This is a genomic window from Type-F symbiont of Plautia stali (genome assembly GCF_059731105.1).
Genome location: NZ_AP035909.1, coordinates 63590 through 89973, shown reverse-complemented (window position 1 = coordinate 89973; position 26384 = coordinate 63590). Strand labels below are relative to the sequence as shown.

The 26384-nt window shown below is 58.2% G+C and carries 26 protein-coding genes; 13 read left to right on the top strand and 13 right to left on the bottom strand.

The features are described from left to right. The first annotated feature begins 36 nt into the window (after positions 1-36). Entirely contained in the window at positions 37-582 is a 546-nt protein-coding gene (mtlR, locus tag AC6I7A_RS00435; RefSeq protein WP_181161962.1) for a mannitol operon repressor MtlR, read from the top strand. A gap of 102 nt (positions 583-684) precedes the next feature. Further along, on the top strand, positions 685-1047 hold the full coding sequence (locus AC6I7A_RS00430) for a YibL family ribosome-associated protein (RefSeq protein ID WP_058957163.1): 363 nt from the start codon (positions 685-687) through the stop codon (positions 1045-1047). A gap of 8 nt (positions 1048-1055) precedes the next feature. Here the strand turns inward: AC6I7A_RS00430 and AC6I7A_RS00425 are convergent, their stop codons facing one another. The 3 genes from AC6I7A_RS00425 to AC6I7A_RS00415 form a co-directional block, all read right to left on the bottom strand. Next, positions 1056-2024 carry a VirK/YbjX family protein gene (locus tag AC6I7A_RS00425; protein ID WP_058957164.1) on the bottom strand — a complete coding sequence of 323 codons (969 nt, stop codon included), beginning with the start codon at positions 2022-2024 and terminating at the stop codon, positions 1056-1058. A 201-nt stretch (positions 2025-2225) separates the two neighbouring features. Beyond that, complete coding sequence (gene sodA, locus AC6I7A_RS00420; RefSeq protein WP_009088335.1) at positions 2226-2843, bottom strand: superoxide dismutase [Mn]; 618 nt, start codon at positions 2841-2843, stop codon at positions 2226-2228. Positions 2844-3125: 282 nt separating this feature from the next. Next, positions 3126-4466, bottom strand: coding sequence for an aspartate aminotransferase family protein (locus tag AC6I7A_RS00415; protein ID WP_009088333.1), 1341 nt, complete (start codon positions 4464-4466; stop codon positions 3126-3128). Positions 4467-4672: 206 nt separating this feature from the next. Between AC6I7A_RS00415 and AC6I7A_RS00410 the strand changes: the two genes are divergently transcribed. Continuing rightward, positions 4673-5449 (top strand): DeoR/GlpR family DNA-binding transcription regulator, encoded by a 777-nt coding sequence (locus tag AC6I7A_RS00410; protein WP_009088330.1) that lies wholly within the window; start codon positions 4673-4675, stop codon positions 5447-5449. A 22-nt stretch (positions 5450-5471) separates the two neighbouring features. Here the strand turns inward: AC6I7A_RS00410 and fdhD are convergent, their stop codons facing one another. Beyond that, the gene (fdhD, locus tag AC6I7A_RS00405; RefSeq protein ID WP_058957165.1) at positions 5472-6296 is read right to left on the bottom strand and encodes a formate dehydrogenase accessory sulfurtransferase FdhD; all 825 of its coding nucleotides are present in this window, start codon (positions 6294-6296) and stop codon (positions 5472-5474) included. 393 nt (positions 6297-6689) lie between these two features. Here fdhD and fdnG point away from each other — a divergent pair, with 393 nt between their 5' ends. Genes fdnG through AC6I7A_RS00380 form a run of 5 tightly spaced genes read left to right on the top strand, consistent with a single transcriptional unit; the run spans position 6690 to position 12849 of the window. Next, positions 6690-9740, top strand: coding sequence for a formate dehydrogenase-N subunit alpha (gene fdnG / locus AC6I7A_RS00400; protein WP_072215484.1), 3051 nt, complete (start codon positions 6690-6692; stop codon positions 9738-9740). Positions 9741-9752: 12 nt separating this feature from the next. Further along, a complete protein-coding gene (fdxH, locus tag AC6I7A_RS00395) occupies positions 9753-10652 on the top strand; it encodes a formate dehydrogenase subunit beta (protein ID WP_058957202.1) in 900 nt (299 codons plus the stop codon). Further along, positions 10652-11293, top strand: coding sequence for a formate dehydrogenase cytochrome b556 subunit (fdoI, locus tag AC6I7A_RS00390; protein WP_009088324.1), 642 nt, complete (start codon positions 10652-10654; stop codon positions 11291-11293). The genes fdxH and fdoI overlap by 1 nt, the downstream gene beginning before the upstream one ends. Beyond that, on the top strand, positions 11293-12216 hold the full coding sequence (fdhE, locus tag AC6I7A_RS00385; RefSeq protein ID WP_058957166.1) for a formate dehydrogenase accessory protein FdhE: 924 nt from the start codon (positions 11293-11295) through the stop codon (positions 12214-12216). The genes fdoI and fdhE overlap by 1 nt, the downstream gene beginning before the upstream one ends. Positions 12217-12237: 21 nt before the next feature. Then, positions 12238-12849 carry a glutathione S-transferase gene (locus AC6I7A_RS00380; protein WP_058957167.1) on the top strand — a complete coding sequence of 204 codons (612 nt, stop codon included), beginning with the start codon at positions 12238-12240 and terminating at the stop codon, positions 12847-12849. Positions 12850-12985: 136 nt separating this feature from the next. Here AC6I7A_RS00380 and AC6I7A_RS00375 read toward each other — a convergent pair whose 3' ends face one another. Both AC6I7A_RS00375 and AC6I7A_RS00370 read right to left on the bottom strand, forming a co-directional pair. Then, entirely contained in the window at positions 12986-13285 is a 300-nt protein-coding gene (locus AC6I7A_RS00375; RefSeq protein WP_009088318.1) for a type II toxin-antitoxin system RelE/ParE family toxin, read from the bottom strand. Next, entirely contained in the window at positions 13282-13566 is a 285-nt protein-coding gene (locus AC6I7A_RS00370; RefSeq protein WP_009088317.1) for a DNA-damage-inducible protein J, read from the bottom strand. The genes AC6I7A_RS00375 and AC6I7A_RS00370 overlap by 4 nt, the downstream gene beginning before the upstream one ends. Positions 13567-13934: 368 nt before the next feature. Here AC6I7A_RS00370 and AC6I7A_RS00365 point away from each other — a divergent pair, with 368 nt between their 5' ends. Next, positions 13935-14144, top strand: coding sequence for a SymE family type I addiction module toxin (locus AC6I7A_RS00365; RefSeq protein ID WP_072215482.1), 210 nt, complete (start codon positions 13935-13937; stop codon positions 14142-14144). A 647-nt stretch (positions 14145-14791) separates the two neighbouring features. On the opposite strand, the gene glyS is transcribed toward AC6I7A_RS00365, so the two are convergent. Together glyS and glyQ are read right to left on the bottom strand one after the other, a co-directional pair. Further along, positions 14792-16861, bottom strand: coding sequence for a glycine--tRNA ligase subunit beta (gene glyS, locus AC6I7A_RS00360; protein WP_058957168.1), 2070 nt, complete (start codon positions 16859-16861; stop codon positions 14792-14794). Between the two features lie 9 nt (positions 16862-16870). After that, positions 16871-17782 (bottom strand): glycine--tRNA ligase subunit alpha, encoded by a 912-nt coding sequence (glyQ, locus tag AC6I7A_RS00355; RefSeq protein ID WP_003849680.1) that lies wholly within the window; start codon positions 17780-17782, stop codon positions 16871-16873. A 220-nt stretch (positions 17783-18002) separates the two neighbouring features. Between glyQ and AC6I7A_RS00350 the strand changes: the two genes are divergently transcribed. Next, positions 18003-18998, top strand: a complete 996-nt coding sequence (locus AC6I7A_RS00350) for an acyltransferase (protein WP_009088311.1) — start codon at positions 18003-18005, stop codon at positions 18996-18998. Here the strand turns inward: AC6I7A_RS00350 and AC6I7A_RS00345 are convergent. Both AC6I7A_RS00345 and yieH read right to left on the bottom strand, forming a co-directional pair. After that, positions 18983-19915 (bottom strand): GlxA family transcriptional regulator, encoded by a 933-nt coding sequence (locus tag AC6I7A_RS00345; protein WP_058957169.1) that lies wholly within the window; start codon positions 19913-19915, stop codon positions 18983-18985. The genes AC6I7A_RS00350 and AC6I7A_RS00345 overlap by 16 nt on opposite strands. Before the next feature lie 8 nt (positions 19916-19923). Further along, complete coding sequence (gene yieH / locus AC6I7A_RS00340; protein WP_009088307.1) at positions 19924-20583, bottom strand: 6-phosphogluconate phosphatase; 660 nt, start codon at positions 20581-20583, stop codon at positions 19924-19926. Between the two features lie 152 nt (positions 20584-20735). Between yieH and AC6I7A_RS00335 the strand changes: the two genes are divergently transcribed. Then, positions 20736-22049, top strand: coding sequence for an NCS2 family permease (locus AC6I7A_RS00335; RefSeq protein WP_009088305.1), 1314 nt, complete (start codon positions 20736-20738; stop codon positions 22047-22049). A 41-nt stretch (positions 22050-22090) separates the two neighbouring features. Here the strand turns inward: AC6I7A_RS00335 and AC6I7A_RS00330 are convergent, their stop codons facing one another. Then, positions 22091-22840, bottom strand: a complete 750-nt coding sequence (locus tag AC6I7A_RS00330) for a 4'-phosphopantetheinyl transferase family protein (RefSeq protein WP_058957170.1) — start codon at positions 22838-22840, stop codon at positions 22091-22093. Between the two features lie 200 nt (positions 22841-23040). Between AC6I7A_RS00330 and AC6I7A_RS00325 the strand changes: the two genes are divergently transcribed. Together AC6I7A_RS00325 and AC6I7A_RS00320 are read left to right on the top strand one after the other, a co-directional pair. Further along, positions 23041-23409, top strand: coding sequence for a nuclear transport factor 2 family protein (locus tag AC6I7A_RS00325; RefSeq protein ID WP_058957171.1), 369 nt, complete (start codon positions 23041-23043; stop codon positions 23407-23409). Between the two features lie 144 nt (positions 23410-23553). After that, complete coding sequence (locus AC6I7A_RS00320) at positions 23554-24021, top strand: helix-turn-helix domain-containing protein (RefSeq protein WP_058957172.1); 468 nt, start codon at positions 23554-23556, stop codon at positions 24019-24021. Between the two features lie 77 nt (positions 24022-24098). On the opposite strand, the gene AC6I7A_RS00315 is transcribed toward AC6I7A_RS00320, so the two are convergent. Together AC6I7A_RS00315 and mnmE are read right to left on the bottom strand one after the other, a co-directional pair. Further along, positions 24099-24689 carry a malonic semialdehyde reductase gene (locus AC6I7A_RS00315; protein ID WP_046100914.1) on the bottom strand — a complete coding sequence of 197 codons (591 nt, stop codon included), beginning with the start codon at positions 24687-24689 and terminating at the stop codon, positions 24099-24101. A 250-nt stretch (positions 24690-24939) separates the two neighbouring features. Then, the gene (gene mnmE, locus AC6I7A_RS00310; protein ID WP_058957173.1) at positions 24940-26304 is read right to left on the bottom strand and encodes a tRNA uridine-5-carboxymethylaminomethyl(34) synthesis GTPase MnmE; all 1365 of its coding nucleotides are present in this window, start codon (positions 26302-26304) and stop codon (positions 24940-24942) included. Between the last annotated feature and the right edge of the window lie 80 nt (positions 26305-26384).

Sequence of the window (26384 nt, the reverse complement as noted above, 5' to 3'; positions counted from 1 at the left end):
CGCAGTTCGCCTGCGCCCAACGGCGGTATTGAACCCATGCAGGCAATAATGGAAGAGAAGCAAGCTTTTGAGAACCGGGTGCTTGAGCGCCTGAACGCCGGTCGTTCGGTGAGAAGCTTTCTGATCGCCGCCGTTGAGCTATTGGCGGAAGCCGTCAATCTGCTGGTGCTGCAGGTGTTCCGCAAAGATGACTATGCGGTCAAATATGCGGTAGAACCGCTGCTGCTGGGCGATGGGCCTTTAGGCGAACTCTCGGTTCGCCTGAAGCTGATCTACGGTCTGGGCGTCATCAGCCGGCACGAATATGAAGATGCTGAGCTGCTGCTGGCGCTCCGCGAAGAGCTGAATCACGACACCGGAGAGTATCGTTTTACCGACGATGAAATTCTGGGCCCTTTTGGCGAGCTGCACTGCGTGACCGCCTGGCCGCCCGCACCGGTGTTTCACACCGACGATGCAGAACTGCGCAGCATGCAGCAGCAGCGCTATCTGCAGATGGTGCGATCCACCATGGTTCTCTCCCTCACCGAGCTTATCGCCCGCATCAGTATGAAGCAGGCGTTTAAAAAGTCCGGCAGCTAATCCCGTCAGGCGCCCTTGCGGCGCCTTTTTTGCCTTAACCTGTCGGGAACCGGCGCCAGATTTGGTGTATCCTTGGCCTGTTTTCCTCAACGAGTTGTTGTCATGAAAGAGCAAGAAAAGAACGAAATCAAACGTCTCAGCGATCAGCTGGACGCACTGAACCGCAAAGAGCCGCAGTTACTGGAATCGGGTGATGCCGAGAAACTGGGCGCGCTGCTGAAAGAGAAAGAAACGCTGGTCACGGAAATTGAGCGTCTGCGCAATCAGCGGGTTGAAAAGCTGAGTGCTGAAGCGCAGAAGCTGCAAAAGATGGGCTTCAGCCGCGAAATTACCAAAAAAGAGCAGGCAAATCTGGGTGCGCTGAAGAAAAGCGTGCGCGGCCTGGTCGTGGTGCATCCAATGACCGCGCTGGGACGTGAAATGGGTCTGAAAGTGATGACCGGCTTCGCCAGAACCGCATTCTGAGCCCGCGATCAGGCGGCAGCCTGATCGACATCGGCCTGGTGTTCGCCGGCGGCGGCATAAACCTGCTCCGCCAGCGAATCCAGCAGTTCATAGCGACGGCGATACTCTGCCCGCTTCTTACTGGCGATCTCCTCCAGCGTTTTACGCGGCAGGCTCAGCGGCAGTCTGAACATCCCGTCCGGGCGAGCCTCGCCACTCAGCGACAGCCAGAACTCACTGTAGCTGGCAAAGAACTTATCCCCTTTGCTGTGACGATAACGCAGACTGCGGAAGACGTGCGTCTCATCGCCCACCGCCAGAATAGCTTCCACGCCGCACTGCTTCGCCACAATAAATACCGCTTCCATTAACAGGCGTTTCGGAAAGAGACCCTGCGCCGCTTTGGTCGCCTCGCGGATCACCTCATTATTGATATGTTTCCGCGGGCCCTGTAATCCGCCAATTAATAAGGTGCGCTGGTTATTCTCGTTCAGAATAGAAAAAGAGAGCGAGGCGATCACTTCGTCGTTATAACGCAATACCAGCGTCACTTCACCTTCACGGTCGAAATAACCCGAGCTGCAGGAGAGCAGGAATTTCTCGCCATTTTTACCGGTCAGCATCGCCAGCGGATTATCAGACGCGCTCTGCAGCAGCTGACGCAGCGCCGGATTCGCCAGATTATTCATCAGAGTGTAGTGATCGAGAATGGCCTGTGCGCGGGCCGCGATGCTCATCCCCGAGCGCAGATAGGGCCGGTGCAGCTTGGCTGGCAGCAGTCCCTGGGTGCTCATCAGCAGGGCGCGCTGTGGTAATTGCGACAGCGCATCCAGATAATGCAGCGTGGTCAGCGGCGATATTAATGTTCTTAACACAAATTTCAGCCGGAAGCGTTTACTCAGCCAGAGTTTATCCGGCACATATTTCCCACTGATTAACTGGAAAAAAAGCGAGGCAGTTGAATCGGTCGTGGATTCATGAGTAGTTATAATTGACATAATCAGCGACACACAAAGAGTTAAGCAACGATGTCACTGAAAATAACATGGCCAATATCAACGGCAGGTTAATATCGGACAACATTAAAGCGGATATTTTACGATTTCTGGTTCACTTTGAGACTGCATAAAATAGGGATAAAAAAAACCGGCAAAATAGAATTTACCGGTTTATCTTCATTATGTTTACGTTTGGTTAACTTACTGAGCAGCAGCGAAACGCGCAGCCGCTTCGTCCCAGTTAACGACGTTCCAGAACGCTTTGATGTAATCAGGACGTTTGTTCTGATACTTCAGGTAGTAAGCGTGTTCCCACACGTCCAGACCGATGATCGGGAAACCAGACACGCCGGCAACCGCTTCGCCCATCAGTGGGTTATCCTGGTTTGCGGTGGACACCACAGCCAGTTTGTCACCCTGCTTAACCAGCCATGCCCAGCCAGAACCGAAACGGGTGGCTGCCGCTTTCTCAAACTCTTCCTGGAATTTTTCTACGCTGCCGAAATCTTTCTCAATCGCGGCTTTCAGGTCGCCCTGCAGCGTGGTGCCGGTTTTCAGGCCTTTCCAGAACAGGCTGTGGTTAGCGTGACCACCTGCGTTATTGCGCAGAGGGCCTTTTTTGTCTGCTGGCAGCTGATCCAGTTTGGTGATCAGCTCGTCAACCGGCAGATTGGCAAATTCAGTGCCTTCCAGCGCCGCGTTAGCGTTGTTCACATAGGTCTGGTGATGTTTGGTGTGATGGATTTCCATCGTCTGCTTGTCGAAATGCGGTTCCAGTGCGTCGTATGCGTAAGGCAGGGATGGCAGTGAATAACTCATGTTCTTCCTCTCCATTTAGTGGGTGCAGCACGACGGATTCAGGACGTGCCGCGTAAGCAGTCGAATCATTATAGTTAAATTCATGTAGCGTAAAAGGGTAATCAATGCCCTATAAAACCTAAGGAATTGAGAAATCCGGCAATAGCAACCCGTTGTTTTTTCAAGATGCTGTGCCTCACCCTGCCTTTTTGACCCTCTCCGTCCGCCGGACCGGGATGCCGATTCCGCACGCAGAGCAGGCGGTCTGTCCGCCCGCCTGCCGCGTCAGCCCTGACCTGCGGACTACCTGCCCAGCTCGCGCAGTGCGCTGTCGAGTGCGCCGACCAGCCAGTCGATGTCACTCTCCTGGAATGCCAATGGCGGACGCAGTTTCAGCACATTCCCATAGGGGCCCGCGACCGAGGTCAGCACGCGATGTTCACGCAGCTTCTCGATTAAATCCAGCGCCAGGGTTTTATCCGGCGTTTTACTGTGACGATCGGTCACCAGCTCGAAGCCGATAAAGAGTCCGGCACCGCGCACATCCCCTACGCACTCATAACGATCCATCAGGGTTTTCAGCTCAGCCAGCAGCTTCGCGCCGACGACCCGGCTGTGTTCCTGCAGCCCCTCTTCGGTGATCACCTTCAGCACAGCCTGCGCCGCGGCCATGGCGACCGGATTGCCGCCAAAGGTGTTGAAGTAAGGAATCGAGTCGCTGAAGGCGGCCAGCACATCACTTTTTGCCAGCAGCCCGGAAACGGGGATGCCATTGCCCATTGGCTTGCCGGTGGTAATGAGATCGGGCACCACATCGTGGCGGCCAAAGCCCCAGAAGGCGTCGCCGGTGCGACCAAAGCCAGGCTGGACTTCATCGGCAATAAAGATACCGCCGTTGGCGTGCACCACATCGACCGCTTTTTTCAGGAAGCCGCGCGGATTGGGCAGTACACCGTCCGAGGAGAAAATCGAGTCCGCCAGGAAACCGGCAAATTTAATGCCGTGCGCCGCCATGTCATCAATCTGCTGCTGAATCTGGTCAGCGAACCAGTCGCCAAGGTCGGGCGCATCCACCCGGTAGGCATCCGGCGGCATCACCAGCCGTGTGGTGGGGGCCAGCGGCTGTCCGCTGCCCAGCGCCGGCGACGCACCGGAGGTCAGCTCACTGGTGCCGTGATAGGCCTCCTTGCTGACAATGATGCCGGTGCCGCCGCTGAAGGCGCGCGCGACGCGGATTGCCAGGTCATTCGCTTCCGAGCCGGTGCACATATACATCGCACGATCGATCGCCGCAGGTGTGGTCGCCAGCAGCGCTTCACTGTAATCGAGGATATTTTCATGCAGGTAACGGGTGTGGGTGTTCAGCATTTTCATCTGCTGCGTCACCGCCTCGATCACCGCCGGATGGCAGTGGCCGATGCTCGCCACGTTGTTATACACATCGAGATATTTATCACCTGCGGCATCCCACAGGTATTGCCCTTCACCCCGCACCAGATGAACCGGTTTGCGATAGAACAGACGATAGGATTCGCCAAGCACTTTGCTGCGTTTATCGGTCAGTTTACGCGTGTCGCTATCCAGCGCATCGGCATGTTCGGCACGAAAACTGTTGGTATCCATAATGGTGGAACGCGTGGCCATAATGACTCCCGTGACAAGGATGAAGGAGGAAGATCAGACCCCTCCATCATGCCTGCCTGAAAATAAAATGCAACCAAATACACAAATACAACAAAATACACATGACGCAGGGAGATCGCCGCGTTAAGCTGATGCCTGATTCAGACGGACTCCTGCGCCTCACTGGCGTATTATCCGTGCTCTTCGCGCTTAAAAAGGAAACCGCTATGCTGCAGGAAACGCGCCTTCATCGCATCCGCGCCCTGCTGACCCGACTCAATCAGGTCAGTACCGAGCGCATCATCAGGGAGCTGGGGGTCTCACGCGAAACCGCGCGCCGCGATATCATCGAGCTGGAAGCGCTGGGGCTGGCGCGCCGCGTCCATGGCGGACTGGTGGCGATAGAACCCTCGGCAGAGCCGCCGCTGACGGAACGTCGCAGTACGCAGACCCGGGAGAAGCGCGCGATCGCCCGCGCCGCCGCGCAGCTGCTGCAGCCCGGACAGACGCTGTTCCTTGATGCGGGCAGTACCACCACGCTGCTGGCAGAAGAGCTGCACGCCCTGTCCGGCCTGACGATCGTGACCAACAGCCTGCAGGCCGCGCTGGCGCTGAGCGCCGGAGAGGAAGACCAGCCTCTGAATAATCAGATTATTTTGCTGGGCGGGAATATGTCCGCCGGGGCGCAACAGACGCGCGGTGAGATCACCGTGGGCGAAATCATCCGCTACCGCGCCGATGTGGCGCTGCTGTCGCCGGTTGGCATTGAGGCCGATTGTGGTGCCAGCAGTTTTCATCCGCATGAAGCGGCCATCGCCCGGGCAATGGTTCAGCAATCCGCCGCCTGCTATCTGCTGGCCGATCACACCAAGCTGGGCGTGGTCAGCCGGACAATCTACGCGCCGCCGCAGGCGATCAGCCTGCTGATTACCGACAGCGGCGGGGATAACGGTGCCGAACTGGATGCGTTGCAGCAGGCGCTGCCCCGGTTGATCGTGGTCTAGCGAAGCGGCAACGGCAGGTAATTTAACGCAGCCGCTGCGGGTGGCTGTAGACCGTGGCCCGGCCCGGCTTGCTGAAGCCGACCAGCGTCAGGTTGCAGCGCTCAGCCACCTCAACCGCCAGACGGGTCGCGGCAGAGACGGCGAACAGGATCTCGACGCCGCACATGGCGGACTTCTGCACCATCTCATAGCTGGCGCGGCTGGAGACCAGCAGCGCCCCCGGCCCCCACGCGGCCTGGCTGCGATAGCCCAGCAGCTTATCGAGTGCCACATGGCGACCTACATCTTCACAGCCGCCGGCCAGCTGACCATCGGGCTGGATCCACGCCGCCGCATGGGTGCAGCCGGTTTTCTGTCCGACAGGCTGATACTCTTTCAGCTGTCCCAGCGCCCGATCGAGCTGATCCAGCGCAAAGGTCTGGGTAAAGGGTAGCGGCGACAGCGGCTTGCCGATCTGATCCAGCTGCTCAACGCCACACACGCCACAGCCGGTCCGGCCCGCCAGCGCACGACGCTGCGCTTTCAGCGCCATAAAGCGGCGGCTGGAAAGCTCAATCTGGACTTCAATACCGTGACAGCCCGGCACGATGTCCATACCGAAAATATCACCCGGCGCGTCGATGATGCCCTCTGACAGCGAAAAACCCAGCGCGAAGGCCTCCAGGTCTTTGGGGGTGGTCATCATCACCACGTGAGAGATGCCGTTATAGACCAGCGCCACCGGCACCTCATCCGCCAGCCAGTCAGGCTGAGCCGTCATCAGATCGGCACGCTGCCAGACCTGCGTTGTGCTGACGCCGGCCTGAATTGTTAAATCTTCGCCTGAGTCAGGCTGGATAGCTTTCAAAAAATAGGACCTGTTGTTAATAAATAATTGCCGGTGCGGCTGCACGGCGAGGGGCTGACATCGTCTGATTTTGCCTGCAGGCCCGGCACAGCGCAAATAAACAGCGGGGCAATTCATGCGGTTTCAGGTGTGCCAGAGGCACAGCCACGGCCGCGGGTGTGCAAAATGAGAAGGGAACCGCTCCGGCATTAACATCCGGGAGCAAATCATCCCCGCCATCCGCAGCTGACGCTAAAAATGGACTTGCAATGCCGCTCTCCCACCGCAGGTTTTTAACAAAATTTAGAAAAAGAATTACTAATCGCTAACCTGTTGACCCTGGTCAACTTACAGGCAATCAGGGCTGTTATTTTGCAGGGCTTCGCAATGGAGCCGGAAAAGAAGAACGATAACATGCAAATTAACAGACGGAGTTTTTTTAAGATCTGTGCGGGCGGACTGGCGGGAACCAGCGCGGCGTTGCTCGGTTTTGCCCCCACCACAGCCTTAGCCAGTGTCCGGGAGTTCAAGCTCATACGCGCCAGAGAGACACGGAATAACTGCACCTACTGTTCCGTCGGCTGCGGCATGCTGATCTACAGCCTGGGGGATGGCGCTAAAAATGCCAGCGCCTCGATTTACCATATTGAAGGTGACCCGGACCATCCGGTCAGTCGCGGATCGCTCTGCCCCAAAGGCGCGGGCGTGATCGACTTTATTCACAGCGAGCAGCGGCTGAAGTACCCGGAATACCGTGCACCGGGCTCTGACACATGGCAGCGCATCAGCTGGGAGGAGGCGTTTGATCGTATTGCCCGCCTGATGAAGCAGGATCGCGATGCCCACTTCCAGACCACCAACGCCGCAGGGGTCACGGTAAACCGCTGGCCAACCACCTCCATGTTCTGCTCCTCCGCCGCCAGTAATGAGACCGGCCTGCTCGACCAGAAGTTTGCCCGTTCGCTGGGGATTCTGGCGCTGGAGAACCAGGCGCGTCTCTGTCACGGCCCGACCGTGGCGGCACTGGCCCCCAGCTTTGGTCGCGGAGCCATGACCAACAACTGGAACGACATCAAAAATGCCAATGTGGTGATGATCATGGGCGGCAACCCGGCCGAAGCGCATCCGGTCGGCTTTAAATGGGTCATTGAAGCGAAAACCCGGAACAAGGCGCAGGTCATCGTGGTCGATCCGCGCTTTAACCGCTCTGCCGCCGTTGCCGATTTTTACGCGCCCGTGCGGGCGGGCAGCGACGTCGTGTTCCTGATGGGGGTGATTAACTATCTGCTGCAGCACAACCTGATCCAGCAGGAGTATGTTCGCGCCTTCACCAACGCGGCCCTGATCGTCAGTGACGGCTTCAGCTTCAGCGACGGTCTGTTCAGCGGCTACGATGCCGACACCCGTCAGTACGATCGCCAGAGCTGGCACTATGAGCTGGATGAAAACGGCCATGCACGACGGGATGAGAGCTTCACTCATCCACGCTGCGTGCTGAATCTGCTGAAAACCCATGCCAGCCGCTATACGCCGGAGATGGTGACGCGCCTGTGCGGCACATCGCAGGACGCCTTTATCGCGGTGTGCGAACAGCTCGCGTCGACCTGCGTGCCGAATCGCACCGCCACCATCCTCTATGCGCTGGGCTGGACCCACCATACTAACGGCTCGCAGATTATCCGCACGGCGGCAATGATCCAGCTGCTGCTGGGCAATATCGGTATGCCGGGTGGCGGCATCAATGCGCTGCGTGGTCACTCCAATGTACAGGGGTTTACCGATCTCGGCCTGCTGTCACAGAGTCTGCCGGGCTATCTGCCGCTGCCCTCCGAGAAGATGACCACACTGGCCAGCTGGCTGGAGAAGGCCACGCCGGTTGCGCCTCTGCCGGGGCAGGTCAACTACTGGCAGAACACCGACAAATTTTTTGTCAGCCTGATGAAGAGTTTCTACGGCGATAAGGCCACGGCGGAAAACCAGTGGGGCTACGACTGGCTGCCGAAATGGGACAAAAGTTACGACTGCATGGCGCAGGCGGAGATGATGGAGCAGGGCGCGCTGAATGGCTGTCTGATTCAGGGCTTTAACCTGCTGGCCGCCTTCCCGGACAAAAATAAGGCGGTGCGGGCCCTCTCCCGGCTGAAGTTTATGGTGGTGATCGATCCGCTCAGTACGGAAACCGCCAGCTTCTGGCAACATCACGGTGCGTTCAACGACGTCGACCCGGCGCAAATCCAGACCGAAGTGTTCCGTCTGCCCTCCTCCTGCTTCGCGGAAGAGTCGGGCTCGGTCGCAAACTCGTCACGCTGGCTGCAGTGGCACTGGGCTGCCGCCGAGCCGCCCGGAGAAGCGCTGCACGACGGAAAAATTCTCGGCAATCTGTTTATGCGGCTGCGCGAACTTTATCGTCTCGAAGGCGGAGCAAACCCTGAGCCGCTGATGGCCATGCGCTGGGACTACCGCGATCCGTTCAATCCTGAGCCGGAAGAGGTGGCGCAGGAGAGCAACGGCCAGGCGCTGGCCGATATTTATGACGCCAGTGGCAGGCTGCTGCTGAAAAAAGGGCAGCAGCTCAACAGCTTTTCAGAGCTGCGTAACGATGGCACCACCGCCAGCGCCTGCTGGATCTACAGCGGCAGCTGGACGCCGGACGGTAATCAGATGGCGCGGCGCGACAATGCCGATCCTTCCGGGCTGGGCGCGGTCTCCGGCTGGGCCTGGTCGTGGCCGGCCAACCGCCGCATTCTCTACAACCGCGCCTCTGCGGATGCGCAGGGTAAAGCCTGGGATCCGCAGCGCCGCCTGATTGAGTGGGACGGCGCACGCTGGCACGGCATCGATGTGCCGGACTATCCGGTCACGCTGCCACCTCAGCAGCAGGCCGGGCCGTTTATCATGCAGCCCGACGGCATGGGTCACCTGTTTGCGCTGGATAAAATGGCGGATGGCCCGTTCCCGGAACACTATGAGCCGATGGAGAGTCCCCTCGCCGACAACCCCCTGCATCCGCAGCAGCATCACAGCCCGGTCGTTCGTCTCTTCAGCAGTGACGTCGCACAGCTGGGCGAGGTCGCTGACTATCCCTGCGTCGCCACCACCTACTCCATCACTGAGCTGTTCCGCCACTGGACCAAGCACGCCCTGCTGAACGCCATTGCGCAGCCGGAGCAGTTTGTCGAAATCGGCACCGAACTGGCGGAGGAGAAAGGCATTCAGGCCGGTGACAGCGTCAGAGTCTCGTCACGCCGGGGTTATATCGAGGCCAAAGCGGTGGTCACCCGCCGTCTCCCGCGCCTGATGATTGACGGCAGGCCGGTGGATACCGTGGGTATTCCCTGTCACTGGGGCTTTGAGGGCACCACGCGTAAGGGCTTTCTCGCCAATACGCTGACGCCTTCCGTTGGCGACGCCAACTCGCAGACCCCGGAGTACAAGGGATTTTTAGTGAAAGTCGAAAAAGCGTAACGGTGGATGACCATGGCTTATCAATCACAAGATATTATCCGTCGCTCTGCGACCTGTGGCTTTACCCCGCCGCCGCAGGCGCGCGATCACCAGCGCGAAGTGGCGAAGCTTATTGACGTCACCACCTGTATTGGCTGCAAAGGCTGCCAGGTTGCCTGCTCCGAATGGAACGACATCCGCGATGAGGTCGGTCATAACATCGGGGTCTATGACAATCCCACCGATCTGAGCGCCAAATCCTGGACAGTGATGCGCTTTTCAGAAGTGGAAGAGAACGGCAGGCTCGCCTGGCTGATCCGCAAAGATGGCTGCATGCACTGCGCCGATCCCGGCTGCCTGAAGGCTTGTCCGTCAGCAGGCGCCATCATCCAGTACGCTAACGGCATCGTCGATTTTCAGTCTGAGCAGTGCATTGGCTGCGGCTACTGCATCGCGGGCTGTCCCTTCAACGTGCCCCGCATCAATAAAGAGGATAACCGCGCCTATAAATGCACCCTGTGCGTGGACCGCGTCAGCGTCGGCCAGGAACCCGCCTGTGTGAAGACCTGTCCGACCGGCGCCATTCATTTCGGCAGCAAAAGCGACATGCTGACGCTGGCGGAGGAGCGCGTAGCAGAGCTGAAGTCGCGCGGCTTTGCACAGGCGGGTCTCTACAACCCGGAAGGCGTGGGCGGCACCCACGTGATGTATGTGCTGCATCATGCTGACAAGCCCCAGCGCTATCACGGCCTGCCGGCGAATCCGGGCATCAGCCCGACCGTGACCTTCTGGAAGGGGATCTGGAAACCGCTGGCGGCGGTGGGTTTTGCCGCCACGTTCGCCGCATCCATTTTTCACTATGTCGGCGTCGGTCCGAATCGCGTCACCGACGCGCACGACAGTGACGACGATCAGCAAAGGGAGGATAAATAATGAACAAGTCCGATCGTCTGGTGCGCTACCGCGCACCGGAACGCATTAATCACTGGATCGTCGCAATCTGCTTTGTCATCACGGCCTTAAGCGGTCTGGGGTTTTTCTTTCCCTCCTTCAACTGGCTGATGCAGATATTCGGCACGCCACAACTGGCGCGTATTCTGCATCCTTTCACCGGTGTGGTGATGTTTGCCGCTTTTATGCTGATGTTTTTGCGCTACTGGAAAGAGAACCTGATCAATCGTGATGACCTCTGCTGGGCCAGAAATATTCACCGGATTGCACGCAATGAAGAGGTGGGTGATACCGGTAAATATAACTTTGGTCAGAAGTGTGTGTTCTGGGCTGCTATCATCAGCTTAGTCCTGCTGCTTGCCAGCGGCATTGTGATCTGGCGACCTTACTTTGCTGATGCCTTCGCCATTCCGCTGATTCGTCTGGCACTGGTGGTGCATTCGGTGTCAGCAGTGGTACTGATTATCGTCATCATGGTGCATGTTTATGCTGCACTGTGGGTCAAAGGCACACTGACCGCGATGGTTGAGGGCTGGGTCAGCGCCGACTGGGCCAGACATCACCATCCCCGCTGGTTTCGTGAGCAGCGTAAACTGCCAGAAAAACAGGATAAACGCCCCTGATGAGTATTCGCATAATCCCGCAAGATCAGCTGGAGAAAGGCGAAAAGAACACGGCGGAGAGGATTCCGCCGTTACTTTTTCCACGGCTGAAAAATTTATACAGCCGTCGTGCTGCGCGACTGCGCGACCTGGCGGCGAAAAATCCACTCGGCGACTATCTGCGCTTTGCGGCAACGATCGCCGAAGCGCAGGAGATTGTGCTGTATGACCACCCGCTGCATATCGATCTGCATGCCCGACTGACGCAGAGCGCCAGCGAGGGTAAGCCGCCGCTGAACATCCACACCCTGCCGCGCGATCCGCACTGGCAGCGGCTGCTGCACTCGCTGATTGCCGAACTGAAGCCGGAGATGAGCGGTCAGGCGCTGGCGGTGCTGGAGAATCTGGAAAAAGCCTCCGCCACCGAGCTGGAGACGCTGGCCAGTGCGCTGTTTACCGGCGATTATGCGCAGGTCAGCAGCGACAGAGCGCCCTTTATCTGGGCGGCGCTCTCGCTCTACTGGGCGCAGATGGCGGCCCTGATCCCGGGCAAAGCGCGGGCGGAGATGGGCGATCAGCGGCAGTTCTGTCCGGTGTGCGCCAGTATGCCGGTCGCCAGCGTGGTCCATATGGGCAGTGATGAAGGCGCGCGTTACCTGCACTGTAATCTGTGCGAAAGTGAATGGCATGTGGTACGCAGTAAATGTACCCAGTGCGAGCAGTCCCGCGATCTGCACTACTGGTCGCTCAACAGCGAGCTGGCGGCGGTGAAGGCAGAGAGCTGCGGCGACTGTGGCACCTACCTGAAGATGCTCTATCAGGAGAAAGATCCGGCCATCGAACCGGTGGCCGACGATCTGGCGTCGCTGATACTGGATGCCCGTATGGAGCAGGAAGGTTTTGCTCGCAGCAGTCTCAACCCCTTTATGTTTCCTGGCGAATAGGCGATGAATCCGGAGAACCCGATGAAACTGATTGGCAGCTATACCAGCCCGTTTGTGCGTAAGATTTCGATTATCATGCTGGAAAAAGGCATTACGTTTGAATTCGTCAACGCCTCGCCCTACAGCGATGACAGCCACGTACCGCACTACAATCCGCTGGGCAAAGTCCCGGCGCTGGTCGCTGACGATAAGCAAATCTGGTTCGACTCCAGCATCATCGCGGAATTTCTGGAACTGCGCGGGGCAGAGCCTGCCCTGCTGCCTGCTGATCCGCTTGCGTCGCTTAACATCCGTCAGCTGGAGAAGCTGGCGGATGGCATCTGCGATGCCGCGCTGGTGATCGTGCGCGAGCAGCTGCGGCCGGGGGATTTGCAGTCAGAGGAGGTGCTGGTGCGCAATCGGGAAAAGATTCAGCGCAGCCTCGACATGCTGGAAGCGAAAGCCGCAGAGGGAAAATGGCTCAACAACGGTCAGCTCAATCTGGCGGATATCGCCACCGGCTGTATGATTGGCTATCTCAATTTCCGCCGCGTGGTGCCTAACTGGTGTGTTGAGCGTCCGGCACTGGTGAAGCTGGCGGAAACGCTGTTTCAGCGTGAGAGCTTTGCAATGACGACGCCGCCTGCGGCGTGATGGGTGCTGTAGAGGGCAGGTGACAAAATCAAAAGGTGCGGTTGGGGGGCTAATGGTCTAATCCAGCTCCGAAGCGTGCCGTTCTGTCTGACGACGTCCTCAGGCCTGACAATCTGACGCAGGATGAACTGGCTGACTATCGCTGATAGCGGCCTGTTATTTTCCGGGATGTGTGAAGTATCCTCAGGATGCGAACTCCCTCTGTTTCGGCAACATAGATAATGATGAACGGAAAGCGCGGCACCACCAGTTTATATTGTTTTTCTGTGCCGACTTTTATTCCGGCCCGCGGGTTCTCGCTAAGCAGACTGGCCATACGGGTAAACTTATCGTCTGTTGCACTGGCTACCAGCAGGCCAGCCTCACGATACAGATAACGAAATATCGTCTCCCTGTCAGCCTGCGCCTGTTTTTCCCACTGAACGCCTGATATCACAATGTTCCCCGCGCGGCCTGCGCTTTCAGCTCTTCCATGCGGGCATTCATTTCATCGTTACTGATGAACTCATTTTCACCGGCATCATAACGGCTGAACGCCGCCGTGATTTGCTGTTCCAGCCATGCATCATGTTGGCCATCCTGATATTGCCGCTCTTCAGCAGCCAGCTCTTCCACTCGCTGACGCATAACCTCTGTCAGCGTCTTCTTCTGTCGCTCGGCTGCCTGCATGGCAAGTCGTTTAACGTCGTCATCAATCCTGAAGTGGATAGTACTCATAAGCTGCCTCTCGCGTGGTGTCATTTGTGGTGTCATCATGCCTGTCATCCTTTTCTCTGTCACCTTCATCTCACGCTTAAGCGATGCCGGAAATCGCCACGCTAATAGAACTAAATAACCGATTACGGGTGCTAAAGAGGATATGAGGAAGAGGATGCAAACGAAATGGTAAACGGAGAAACAATCCGTTTCGCAGAGACGCCTCGCAATCTATTACCTGGCTTTCAGCGCGTTTACAAAGCAGGCGGTGTATATTTGAACAGGAGAAAACTATAAAGGAAGATAATAACGAGAGATTTTTAGCGCGGGTTGAAGGTGGTGGAACACCAACAGCCCGCTGACCACAACTAACTGAACTGGAGTTAATTATGGCTGGAACAGATTCTACGTCAGAACCCGCTGTACCCCAAGCACGCAAAAGCATCGTCGGATATCGTCCCAATGGCGGCAGACCGAATCCATTACCTCAACTGACTATTAAAGGACGATGGCTGGAACAGTGGGGATTTATTATAGGCCATCCGGTCAGCATCATTGTCGGGCAGGGGCAGCTGATTATTCGCCTGGCTGAGGAGTGATTGGCAGGTAAAGAATACCGGCTCAATTGGGCCGGGATTATTGTGGATATGATGGGGGAGATTTGCGGGCTTTGCGTTCTTCTATCGTGGCAAAGAGCCCTATTCCTGATGCCAACGCTATGCCAATAATCAGACTCACAATAGACAGGTAGCTTAATGACCTGTTGGATAAATCAATGTCTCCGGATGTAATTAACTTCATGACTACGTTATTAATCAAGAAAACAAACGAAAAGAACAAAATCCATAATAAATCGTGCTTAACAGGATAACAGTAAAAGTGGGTCTGTCCGGTGCTTTTTTATTTTTCCATTAACTTTATCCTCAAACTTATTACTTATAATTTCTCCTCTGATGCCACCAAACAGGTTATTAACTTCTCCAGAGAAAGGAGTTAACTCTCCGGACTATCCTCCAGCCCAAACTCCTGATGCCGCCCCAACAATAGCGCTGACATCAGCCCATCAGTAAGCACTACGCCACCTGCCGCTATTCCCACGTTCAGCCAGACGCCACGCCCCCGAGAGCCTAAGCATAAAAAAGCGGCCGCTGAAACGGTCACGCTGACCGCCGGATTCAGGATGCAGACCAGAAAAAAAATAAAAAAGGGACGATTGCTCGTCCCTTTTTGCCTCAACCAGAGAGGATTACTGCAGCAGCGAGATATCCGCCACCTGCAGGAACAGCTCGCGCAGTTTTGACAGCAGCGTCAGGCGATTGATTCGCACCGCCTGATCGTCGGCGTTCACCATCACTTTATCGAAGAAGTTATCGACCGCGGTACGCAGCTGTGCCAGTTCGACCAGCGCATCCTGATAACGGCCTTCCGCGAAGTAAGGTTGCAGCTTGCTGCTCAGCGCGGTGACAAAGGTCGCCAGCTGAATCTCTTCATTCTCTTTCAGCAGCGACGCCTGCACGCTCTCATTCAGCGGTTCAGTCGCTTTTGCCAGAATATTTGAGACGCGTTTGTTTGCCGCTGCCAGTGCTGACGCCGCCTCCAGCGTACGGAAGTGCGACACCGCTTTCATACGTGCATCAAAGTCAGCCGGACGGGTCGGACGACGCGCCAGTACCGCCTGCAGCGTATCGATGCTGTGACCCTCTTCCTGATACCAGGCGCGGAAGCGACCCAGCATAAAGTCGATCACATCATCCACCACGCGGGCGTTGCTCAGCTTGCTGCCATACAGACGCACCGCTTCTTCCGTCAGGGTCTGCAGATCCAGCGGCAGGTTCTTCTCAACGATGATACGCAGCACGCCCAGCGCCGCACGACGCAGCGCGAACGGATCTTTGTCGCCTTTCGGATGCTGACCAATGCCGAAAATACCGGCCAGGGTATCCATCTTATCGGCAATCGCCAGCGCACAGGCAACCGGGCTGGACGGCAGATCGTCACCGGCAAAGCGCGGCTGATACTGCTCATTCAGCGCGACCGCCACATCTTCGGCTTCGCCGTCGTGACGCGCGTAGTGCATGCCCATCACGCCCTGGGTGTCGGTGAACTCAAAGACCATGTTGGTCATCAGGTCGCACTTCGACAGCAGGCCGGCACGGGTGGCGTGATTCACATCGGCGCCGATCTGGCCGGCGATCCAGCCCGCCAGCGCCTGAATGCGATCGGTTTTATCGCGCAGCGTGCCAAGCTCTTTCTGGAACAGCACGGTTTCCAGACGCGGCAGGTGATCTTCCAGACGCTTTTTACGGTCGGTATTAAAGAAGAACTCCGCATCGGCCAGGCGTGGACGCACCACTTTTTCGTTGCCCGCGATAATCTGGCGCGGATCGCTGGATTCGATGTTAGTAACGAAAATGAAGTTCGGCAGCAGATTGCCATCGTTGTCATACACCGGGAAATATTTCTGATCGCCCTTCATGGTGTAAACCAGCGCTTCGGCGGGCACCTTGAGGAATTTCTCTTCAAAGGTGGCAGTCAGCACCACTGGCCACTCCACCAGCGACGTGACCTCTTCCAGCAGGCTGTCGCTGATATCGGCATTGCCGCCTAAACGGCGCGCGGCCGCTTCAGCATCCGCTTTGATCATCGCCTTACGGGTCTGATAATCGGCGATCACTTTGCCACGCTTTTCCAGCGCGTCAGGATACTGATCGGCGCTCTCAAGGATGATGTCGTTTTCGCCCATGAAGCGGTGGCCGCGGATGTGACGTCCTGACTCAATGCCCAGAATGGTGCCAGGGACCAGCTCATCGCCCAGCAGCATCGTCACGGTGTGTACCGGACGGACAAACTGCACATCGCTGTCGCCCCAGCGCATCAGTTTTGGCACCGGCAGTTTGCCGAGCGCGTTAGCAATCATTGCTGGCAGCAGCGTCTGAGCCGCTTCGCCTTTCACCTGGGCGCGATAAACCAGCCATTCGCCTTTATCGGTAGCGAGACGTTCGGCCTGGTCGACGGTGATGCCGTTGCCGCGCGCCCAGCCTTCGGCCGCTTTGGTGGCGTTGCCGTCCGCGTCAAACGCCGCAGCGACGGCCGGTCCGCGCTTCTCCACTTCCCGATCGGGTTGTGCGGCGCTCAGGTTCGCCACTTTCAGCGCCAGGCGACGCGGTGCAGCAAACCAGCTGACCTCGCCGTGGCTCAGGTTCGCGGCATCCAGTTCCGCAGTAACCTGCGCAGCAAAGGCTTCCGCCAGGCTGCGCAGGGCTTTTGGTGGCAGCTCTTCGGTGCCGATCTCCACCAGGAAGGTTTGTTCAGTCATGGCTGCCTCTTACTTTTTGTTATTGCACATCGGGAAGCCCATCGCCTCGCGAGAGGCGTAGTAAGCTTCAGCCACGGCTTTGGTCAGAGTACGGATGCGCAGGATATAGCGCTGACGCTCCGTGACCGAAATCGCTTTGCGGGCATCCAGCAGGTTAAAGCTGTGCGCCGCTTTCAGAATGCGTTCGTAGGCGGGCAGTGGCAGCGGTTTTTCCAGCGCCAGCAGATGCTGCGCCTCTTTCTCATACTGCTCAAAGCAGGTAAAGAGGAAGTCGACGTCGGCGTATTCGAAGTTATAGGTGGATTGCTCCACTTCGTTCTGATGGAACACGTCGCCGTAGGTGGTTTTGCCCAGCGGACCGTCGCTCCACACCAGATCGTAAACGCTGTCGACGCCCTGGATATACATCGCCAGACGCTCCAGGCCGTAGGTGATCTCGCCGGTCACCGGCTTACACTCCAGGCCGCCAACCTGCTGGAAGTAGGTGAACTGCGTCACTTCCATGCCGTTGAGCCACACTTCCCAGCCGAGTCCCCAGGCACCCAGCGTCGGGTTTTCCCAGTTATCTTCGACGAAGCGAATGTCATGCACCGTCGGGTCCATACCCAGCTCTTTCAGTGAGCCAAGGTAGAGCTCCTGAATGTTATCCGGTGAAGGTTTGATGATTACCTGGAACTGGTAGTAGTGCTGTAAACGGTTCGGGTTTTCACCGTAGCGGCCATCGGTAGGACGGCGTGATGGCTGCACGTAGGCGGCGGCAATCGGCTCCGGGCCCAGTGCGCGCAGGCAGGTCATCGGGTGTGAAGTGCCAGCGCCCACTTCCATGTCCAGCGGTTGAACAATGGTGCAGCCCTGACGCGCCCAGTAATCCTGCAAGGTCAGGATCAGCCCCTGAAAGGTCTTGGTATCAAACTTTTGCATGTTAAGTGTGCACGCGCTTCGGTTGGATTAAAAAAAGAGGCCGACAGTATACCCTTTGACCGCGCGATGTGCAGCCGTAAATCCCGGACGATAGCGGCCCGTTTAAGGGGGATTCAGCACGCTGGTGTACAGAGGGGTCTGAATCCTGCTGGCGGCAGTTGTTGCACTGGTCGCATTTGGCTACCCTTTCCCGCACGGACGCTATGCGCAAGAGGACGCTATGCCGCAGAAGATTTACTGGATCGATAATTTACGCGCGGTTGCTTGCCTGATGGTGATCGTCATTCACACCACCACCTGGTACATCACCGGGCCGATGGCGGTAAAGGGGGTCGCCTGGGATGCCGCTAATCTGCTGAACTCGGCCTCACGCGTCTGCGTTCCGCTGTTCTTTATGATCTCCGGCTACCTCTTTTTCGGTGAGCGCAGCGCCCAGCCGCGCCATATGCTCCGGCTGGTTCTCTGCCTGCTGTTCTACAGCGCCGTGTCACTCGCCTATATCACCTGGCTGACCCCCATCAGCGAAGGGCGATCGATCCTGAAGATGCTGCAGAAGCCGGTGTTTTATCACCTCTGGTTCTTCTTTGCGCTGATCGGTATCTATCTGCTGTCGCCGCTGATTCAGGTGAAAACGGTGCAGGCGCGCTATGTGGCGCTGCTGGTGCTGGTGCTGGCGGTGCTGGCCAACCCGAATACGGTCAGCCAGTCGCTGGGCCCCTTTCATTTCCTGCCGGTAAATCTCTATGTCAGTGGCGACAGTATCTACTATCTGCTCTATGCGCTGCTGGGGCGGGCTATCGGTTCGATGGAGACCACCCGGCGCGGCCTGACACCGCTCGCCGCCGGGCTGTTTATCGCCTGTGTGGCGGGCATAACACTCGGCACCAAAAAGGCGCTGATCGTTAATGGCGCGTTTAACGATACCTGGTATCTCTACTGTGGACCGCTGGTGTTTATCGCCGCGATCAGCCTGCTGGTGGTGTTTAAAAACTGTCTCAACCAGCGCACCCTGCCCGGTTTTTCACTGATTGCACGCTATTCACTGCCGATCTACGGCTTTCACGCGCTGTTTATCCACTATCTGCGCACGCATCACTACGATGACATGTCACGCCCGTGGCTCGACCTGCCCTGGGTGTTCGGGCTGACGCTGGGCGGCAGCCTGCTGCTGGGCATGGCACTGAAACGCGTCGACACCCGTCACTTTGTCAGCTGATCGGCTTCGCGCTGACGGGCGCGTCGTAGCTGGCGCGCCGATGAAAATCCTGCCGCCAGCGCCGCTTTCTCGGCGGACTCTCCCTGCTGCTGCCGCTGACGCGCCACGCCCACCCGCAGCTGTTCGTGATACTCACGCACGCTGATCCCCAGATGCTGACGAAAGAGCCGCGCCAGATGGCGACTGCTGACGTGCGTGCGTGCGGCCAGTTCGGTCAGCGTCCAGCCATGCTCAGGATGGGCAATCATCAGATCCTGCGCCCGGTGAATGGCGGGATGGAGATGGTTGCGGTAACGCAGCCACGGCGAGAGCTGCGGATCATCACCGGCGCGCCGAAACCAGACCACCATTTCACGCGCCACCGCCAGCGCCGTGGGCGTGTCGCAGAGCTGATTAATCAGATGCAGCGCCAGGTCGATACCCGCCGTGATGCCCGCGCTGGTCCAGATGTTCCCGTGCCCGACAAAGATACGGTTCTCTTTGACCCGTGCGCGCGGGGCGGCCGCTTTCAGACGGGCAATCACATCATGATGCGTCGTGCATTCAACCTCATCCAGCAGCCCCGCCTGCGCGGCCAGCAGGGCACCTGAGCAGACGCAGATCAGCATACAGGTCTGCGCGCGCAGCGCAGCCTGCTGCCGGATCAGCCACTGGCGCGCCTCGGCGGCCTGCGGCGTGGCGAAGCAGTGCCGGGAGTCATAGACGCCCGGCACCACCAGCAGACTGTCGGCGGGAAGCTGTTCCGGCAGCGGTTCGATGCCGCCAATGGTCATGCCGGTGGAGCAGACAACCTCTGGCTGCGGGCCAATGTAGCGCAGCGTAAAATGATCGCCCGCCAGTTTCAGCGTCTCGGCCGGACCGGTCAGATCCAGCACCATGACGCCAGGCAGGGTTAAAAACCAGACGGTGTGACTCATGGGCCGCGCTACACCAGATCCCAGCCACGGGCGCGCCACAGCGCAGGCAGCTGCGCCATGTCATCGAAGCGCGTCACCAGCGGATGATCCAGTTCCGGGTTATGCGCGTCTGCGCAGTAGTAGTAGACCGGAATCCCGGCGGCGATCCCGGCACGGGCGCCCGCTTCGGAGTCATCCACCAGAATGCAGCGCTCAATCGGCACCTGCATCTGCTCCGCCGCGTGGTACATCAGTTCCGGATCGGGCTTCCAGTGCAGAATGTCATAGCCACTGTAGAGGTGCTCAGCAAACAGCGGCAGCATGCCGGTTAATCCCAGCGAGTGCTGCATCTTCTTTACCGTTCCGTTTGAGACCACGCACATCGGCACCCTGATCTGCTCCACCAGCGCTTTCGCACCGGCGATCGGCTGCAGCTGCTGGTCGAACAGTCGCGCCACTTCCGCGCGGTAGGCGGTTTCGACCTCCTCCATCGGCAGCGACACCTGATGCGCCTCACCCACATCACGAATGATGTCGTAAAGTTTGACGCCCTTATACTTTTCAAACATCTCCTGCAGCGACAGCGTCAGGCCATAGCGGGCAAAGGTATTCACGTAGGCCTGGGTGCAGAGCAGTTCACTGTCCACCAGCGTGCCATCGCAATCAAAAAAGACGCATTCTACTGACATCAGATTCTATCCTTCGATTCAGGTGTGGGTTCCCCACTTTACCGCACTCCGTACAGATTGCGAGACTGGCAATCGGTTGCGAAAAATCATTGTATTGCCCCGGTAAAATCGCCAGGATACGCGCCGATGATTTTTTCTTCTGGATGGATGGCATGAGCAAGCAAGGCGTTTTGCAGCGCATTTTCAGGCTGCAGGAACATGGCACCACGGTGCGTACCGAAGTGATCGCGGGTATCACCACCTTTCTGACGATGGTCTATATCGTCTTCGTCAATCCGCAGATCCTGGGCGTCGCGGGCATGGATACGCAGGCGGTGTTTGTCACCACCTGTCTGATTGCCGCCTTCGGCAGCATTCTGATGGGCCTGTTTGCCAATCTGCCGGTAGCGCTGGCACCCGCTATGGGACTGAACGCCTTTTTCGCTTTTGTGGTGGTCGGGGCGATGGGGTATTCCTGGCAGGTCGGCATGGGCGCCATTTTCTGGGGTGCGGTCGGCCTGCTGATCCTGACACTGCTGCGGGTCCGCTACTGGATGATTGCCAATATCCCGCTCAGCCTGCGCGTCGGCATTACCGCCGGTATCGGCCTGTTTATCGCCATGATGGGGCTGAAGAATGCGGGCATTATTGTGGCTAACCCCGATACTCTGGTGGCCGTAGGCAACCTGACCTCGCACAGCGTGCTGCTGGGCGCGCTGGGCTTCTTTATTATCGCTATTCTGGCGTCGCGTAATATTCACGCGGCGGTGCTGATCTCCATGGTGATCACCACGGCTATCGGCTGGATGCTGGGCGATGTGAAGTTTGTCGGCCTCTTCTCCGCGCCACCGTCGGTAACGTCGGTGGTCGGTCAGGTCGATATCAAAGGCGCATTCAACATCGGTATGGCCGGGGTGATCTTCTCCTTTATGCTGGTCAATCTGTTCGACTCCTCCGGCACGCTGATTGGCGTCACCGATAAAGCGGGCCTGACCGATGAAACCGGCACCTTCCCGCGCATGCAGCAGGCGCTGTATGTCGACAGCATCAGTTCAGTGAGTGGCGCGCTGGCGGGCACCTCCTCGGTGACCGCCTATATTGAGAGCTCCTCCGGGGTGGCGATTGGTGGCCGTACCGGCCTGATGGCGGTCGTCACCGGCCTGCTGTTCCTGCTGGTGACGTTCCTGTCACCGCTGGCGGCCATGGTGCCGGCCTACGCCGCGGCGGGCGCGCTGATTTACGTGGGTGTGCTGATGACGGCCAGCCTGTCGCGCGTGCGCTGGGATGACTTAACCGAAGCCGTTCCGGCATTTGTCACCGCCGCCATGATGCCGTTCAGCTTTTCTATCACCGAAGGCATTGCGCTGGGGTTTATCGCGTACTGCGTGATGAAGCTGGGCACCGGGCGCTGGCGTGAAATCAGTCCCTGCGTGGTGATTGTTGCCCTGCTGTTCGTACTGAAGATTGTCTTTATCGACGCGCACTGAGCGCAGTGACTGAGCGCCGCAACCCACCGGTTGCGGCGTTGTCACATCTCCGGATGCAGATTGCGCTCGCTGGGCAGGCTGGTCAGCCGCAGCGCATGCGGCCCGATATTGGGCTTGCCCATCTCCATTTCCCGTAATGCGCGCCACTGAAAGGCGTTATCCATCTCCCACAGATAGAGCCGCTGGGTCGCGGATGAGAGCGCACACGACCAGACCAGCACAGGCTCTGCATCGCAGACCACCTGAATATCGGGATAGAGCGACGACCGCAGCCGCCCTGCACCCGGCAGCAGACGCAGCGAATCCAGCCCCCGATCGCCCTCTCCCGTCAGCTTGAGAATGCTCTGGCGCAGCGTCCAGATCTGGGTCACCGCTTCCATCGCATCCTGCTGGGCATTGATCCAGGCAATTTCGCCGGAGGTCAGCCCCTGAATCAGCTGCTCCTGCGTCTGACGGCTCCGCGCATGCACAATCTCCATATCCAGACCGGCACGTCCGCCCTCTTCGGCCAGCAGCACCCCTACGGTATTACCCGCATAGGCGATGCTGAAATCGGGCAGATCGCGGTCGGCAAAGGCGGGCCGTCCGTTATCCTGAATGGTTAAGCGCGGCAGCTCATTGATGCCATAAATCCGCTGCATCAGCTGTGCCAGCAGGATACGCGCGGCAAGGAAGCGTCCACGGCGTTTTTCAGCAAACTGCTGTGCCGTGTCCCGGATTGCCTGGGGAATGTGCATCTCACTGGCCGGGAAACAGGGGTCACCCGTCCAGCGTACAAAATGACCAGCCATCTGTCGCTCCGTGAAAATGGTCAGATAATCATCAGAGGCATTGTAAGAATTTTCTTAACTTAATGCACCCGGCAACGCACGGATTGGGCTAAATTCGGAATAGGACGAACGGATTCACGGGGGCAAAGCGGACAGTATTATCACAGTTAAAAGAATTCACTGTTGCGAACTCTGGATGCGGAGTAAGAAGAGGAAGAACTATGTTGCTGGACGAGATGGTGAAGCGAGAGCGTAGCCTGCACGGTTCTCAGCGCCGCGAGCGGGCATGGCTTGAACAGATACTCCATCCTGCATTTTGTGAGATAACCCGTTCAGGAAGTTTTATCACCCGGGCGCAAACCATTGAAGCACTGATAAAAGAAGAGCCACAACCCGTCATGCTCAGCAGTGGCTTTCAGCTGGTGCGAACAAGCGAGGTGAGTCTGATACTGCACTACCGGAGTTGGGATGCTGACGGTCAAAGGGCCGCACTGCGTGCCTCGCACTGGGTGCGTGAGGGGCAAACCTGGCGTATGGTTTTTCATCAGGGAACACCTGCATCGGAACCGGATTTGATGCGTGAACCCTGACCTCATCATCCGTTCCCGGAAAGAGTTTTACACACGGTGACACCGCTGTCGTGCGGGTGTCATGATGCTGTCGGGTCCGGATCGTGTTGCTGCCGGGCTTTCTGTCGCACACTTTTCTTCCTGTCGATTCAACGGAGAACGCGAATGAGCAGCATCAACCGATTTAAAGCACTGCGCCTGGCCCGCGCCTGGTCACAGGAGCAACTGGCAGAGCTGGCCGGATTAAGCACCCGTACTGTACAGCGGATTGAAAATGGCGAGCGGCCGGGTCTGGAGACGCTGAGTGCGCTGGCTGCGGTCTTTGAGGTCAGCGTCAGTGATCTGACCGATCCGCAGAATGGCGAGAATCCGGCGCTGGATCAGCGGATCGTTGATGCGCGCAGCAGGATCGCGGAGGAAGCACGCTTTTATCGCTCCCTGATCACCGCGGTGGTCGTCTGCGCACTGCTTTTCGCGCTTAACGACGTGACGGCGCCTGGCAATCACTGGGCACGCTGGGTGGCGATTATCTGGGGGGCCTTACTGTTCATCCGCGCGATGCGGACCTTTGTTTTTCATGGGCTGGCGGACCGCTGGCAGCAAAAGCGCCTGCAGAAGATACTGCGCCGCTGAGGCGTTCACAGGGGAGTCTTTGATGATGGGCTGTGTGGTTCATGCGCGTCGCGATGCGGATCGCGACGCGGGTAGCATCAGGCGAAACGGCTTGCCTGCTCAAAGCTCAGACGTGGCAGGCGTGGATGGAGTTTTGATGCCTCACCATAGCCGAGGTTGATCAGCAGGTTAACCTGATACTGACCGTCCGGGAAGAAGGCGTCGTTCACTTTCGCCGGATCAAAACCGGACATCGGACCGGCATCCAGCCCCAGCGAACGGGCCGCCAGAATCAGATAACCCGCCTGCAGGCTGCTGTTACGGAAAGCCGTCTCTTTTGCCGCTTCCGGGCTGCCGGTAAACCAGCTGCGCGCATCAGCATGCGGGAACAGGGCGGGCAGCTGCTCATAGAACTCACGATCCCACGCCACAATCACCGTGACCGGTGCGCTCATGGTTTTGTCCAGATTGCCGGAAGAGAGGGCCGGTTTCAGCTTCTCTTTCCCCTCCGCCGAGGTCACAAAAACAAAACGCGCAGGCGAGCAGTTTGCCGACGTTGGCCCCAGAGCCGTCAAGGTATAGAGCTGTTCCAGCAGGGCATTATCGACCGGCTTATCCTGCCAGTAACTGTGGGTGCGGGCGTCGTTAAACAGCGTGTCCAGAGCGGTCTTATCGAGCGGTGTACTCATGCAACTCTCCTGTAGCAGGCGAAAAGGTTCGCCCGAATAGCTTCACGTATAGGGTTGGCTTGCGGCCTGACGCGGCTGGAGCGGGATCGCTCACGGCGGCACATCAGATCGGCGCCTCTACCGTTATACGATAATGGCGTGCCGCCGCAAAATAACATATCGGCAAGAATCACTGCAGAGAGGGGAATAACGGAGGAACGCGCGCGGCGGGAAAGCCAGCCTGACAGCCCACGCCGCCAGGCCAGAGGGACTATTTACCGATACAGAAGCTGGAGAAGATGCGTCCCAGCAGATCGTCAGAGGTGAACTCGCCGGTGATCTCGCTTAACGCCTGCTGAGCAAGGCGCAGCTCTTCAGCCAGCAGCTCACCCGCCCAGGCGCCGAGCAGCTGTGCTTTGCCCTGCTGCAGGTGGGTTGCCGCTAACTCCAGCGCCTGCAGATGACGGCGACGCGCCAGGAAGCCCCCTTCCATATTGCCGGAGAAGCCCATGCTCTGCTTCAGGTGATCCCGCAGCGCATCGACGCCCTCGCTGGTGCGTGCCGACAGACGAATCAGTGAGTGACCATTGACGTCCGTCAGACCGGGAGACTCACCGGTCACATCCGCTTTATTACGCACGACCGTGATCGGCAGTTGTGGCGGCAGACGCGAAACGAAATCGGGCCAGATGGCCGCCGCTTCGGTGGCATCGGTGGTGGTGGCGTCCACCATAAACAGCACGCGATCCGCCTGTTCAATCTCCTGCCAGGCGCGCTCAATCCCGATGCGCTCCACTTCATCGCTGGCCTCACGCAGACCGGCGGTGTCGATGATGTGCAGCGGCATGCCATCAATATGAATATGCTCGCGCAGCACGTCGCGGGTGGTGCCCGCAATGTCGGTCACGATGGCGGCTTCACGGCCCGCCAGCGCATTCAGCAGGCTCGATTTACCGGCATTTGGCCGGCCTGCAATCACCACCTTCATCCCTTCACGCAGCAGGCTGCCCTGACGCGCTTCGGCACGGACGGCATCCAGGTCACTGACCACCGTATTCAGCTGCGCTTCAATTCTGCCGTCAGAGAGGAAATCGATCTCCTCATCCGGGAAGTCGATCGCGGCTTCGACGTAGATGCGCAGATGCGTGAGTGCTTCCACAAGATGATTGACCCGGGTGGAGAACGCGCCCTGCAGCGAGTTCACGGCAGAACGAGCCGCCTGCTCAGAGCTGGCATCAATCAGGTCGGCAATCGCTTCGGCCTGCGCCAGATCGAGCTTGTCATTCAGGAACGCTCGTTCGGAAAACTCACCCGGCTGAGCAATCCGCACGCCTGGCAGGGCCACGATGCGCTTCAGCAGCAGGTCGAGGATCACCGGGCCACCGTGGCCCTGCAGCTCCAGCACATCTTCGCCGGTAAAGGAGTGGGGGCCAGGGAACCACAGCGCGATACCCTGATCCAGCACGCTGCCGTCGCTGTCGGTAAACGGCAGATAATCGGCGTAGCGCGGCTTAGGCAGTTTGCCCAGCAGCTGGCGGGCGACCTCTGCCGCCTGTGCGCCAGAGACGCGCAGAATGCCGACGCCGCCGCGTCCGGGCGGTGTTGCCTGGGCAACAATGGTATCGCTGTGGCTCATAAATTTTCTCTCGCTACAAAAAACACAGGCGGTCGCTTTGACCGCCTGAGAATAGACTATATAGGGCGGGATGGCTCCCG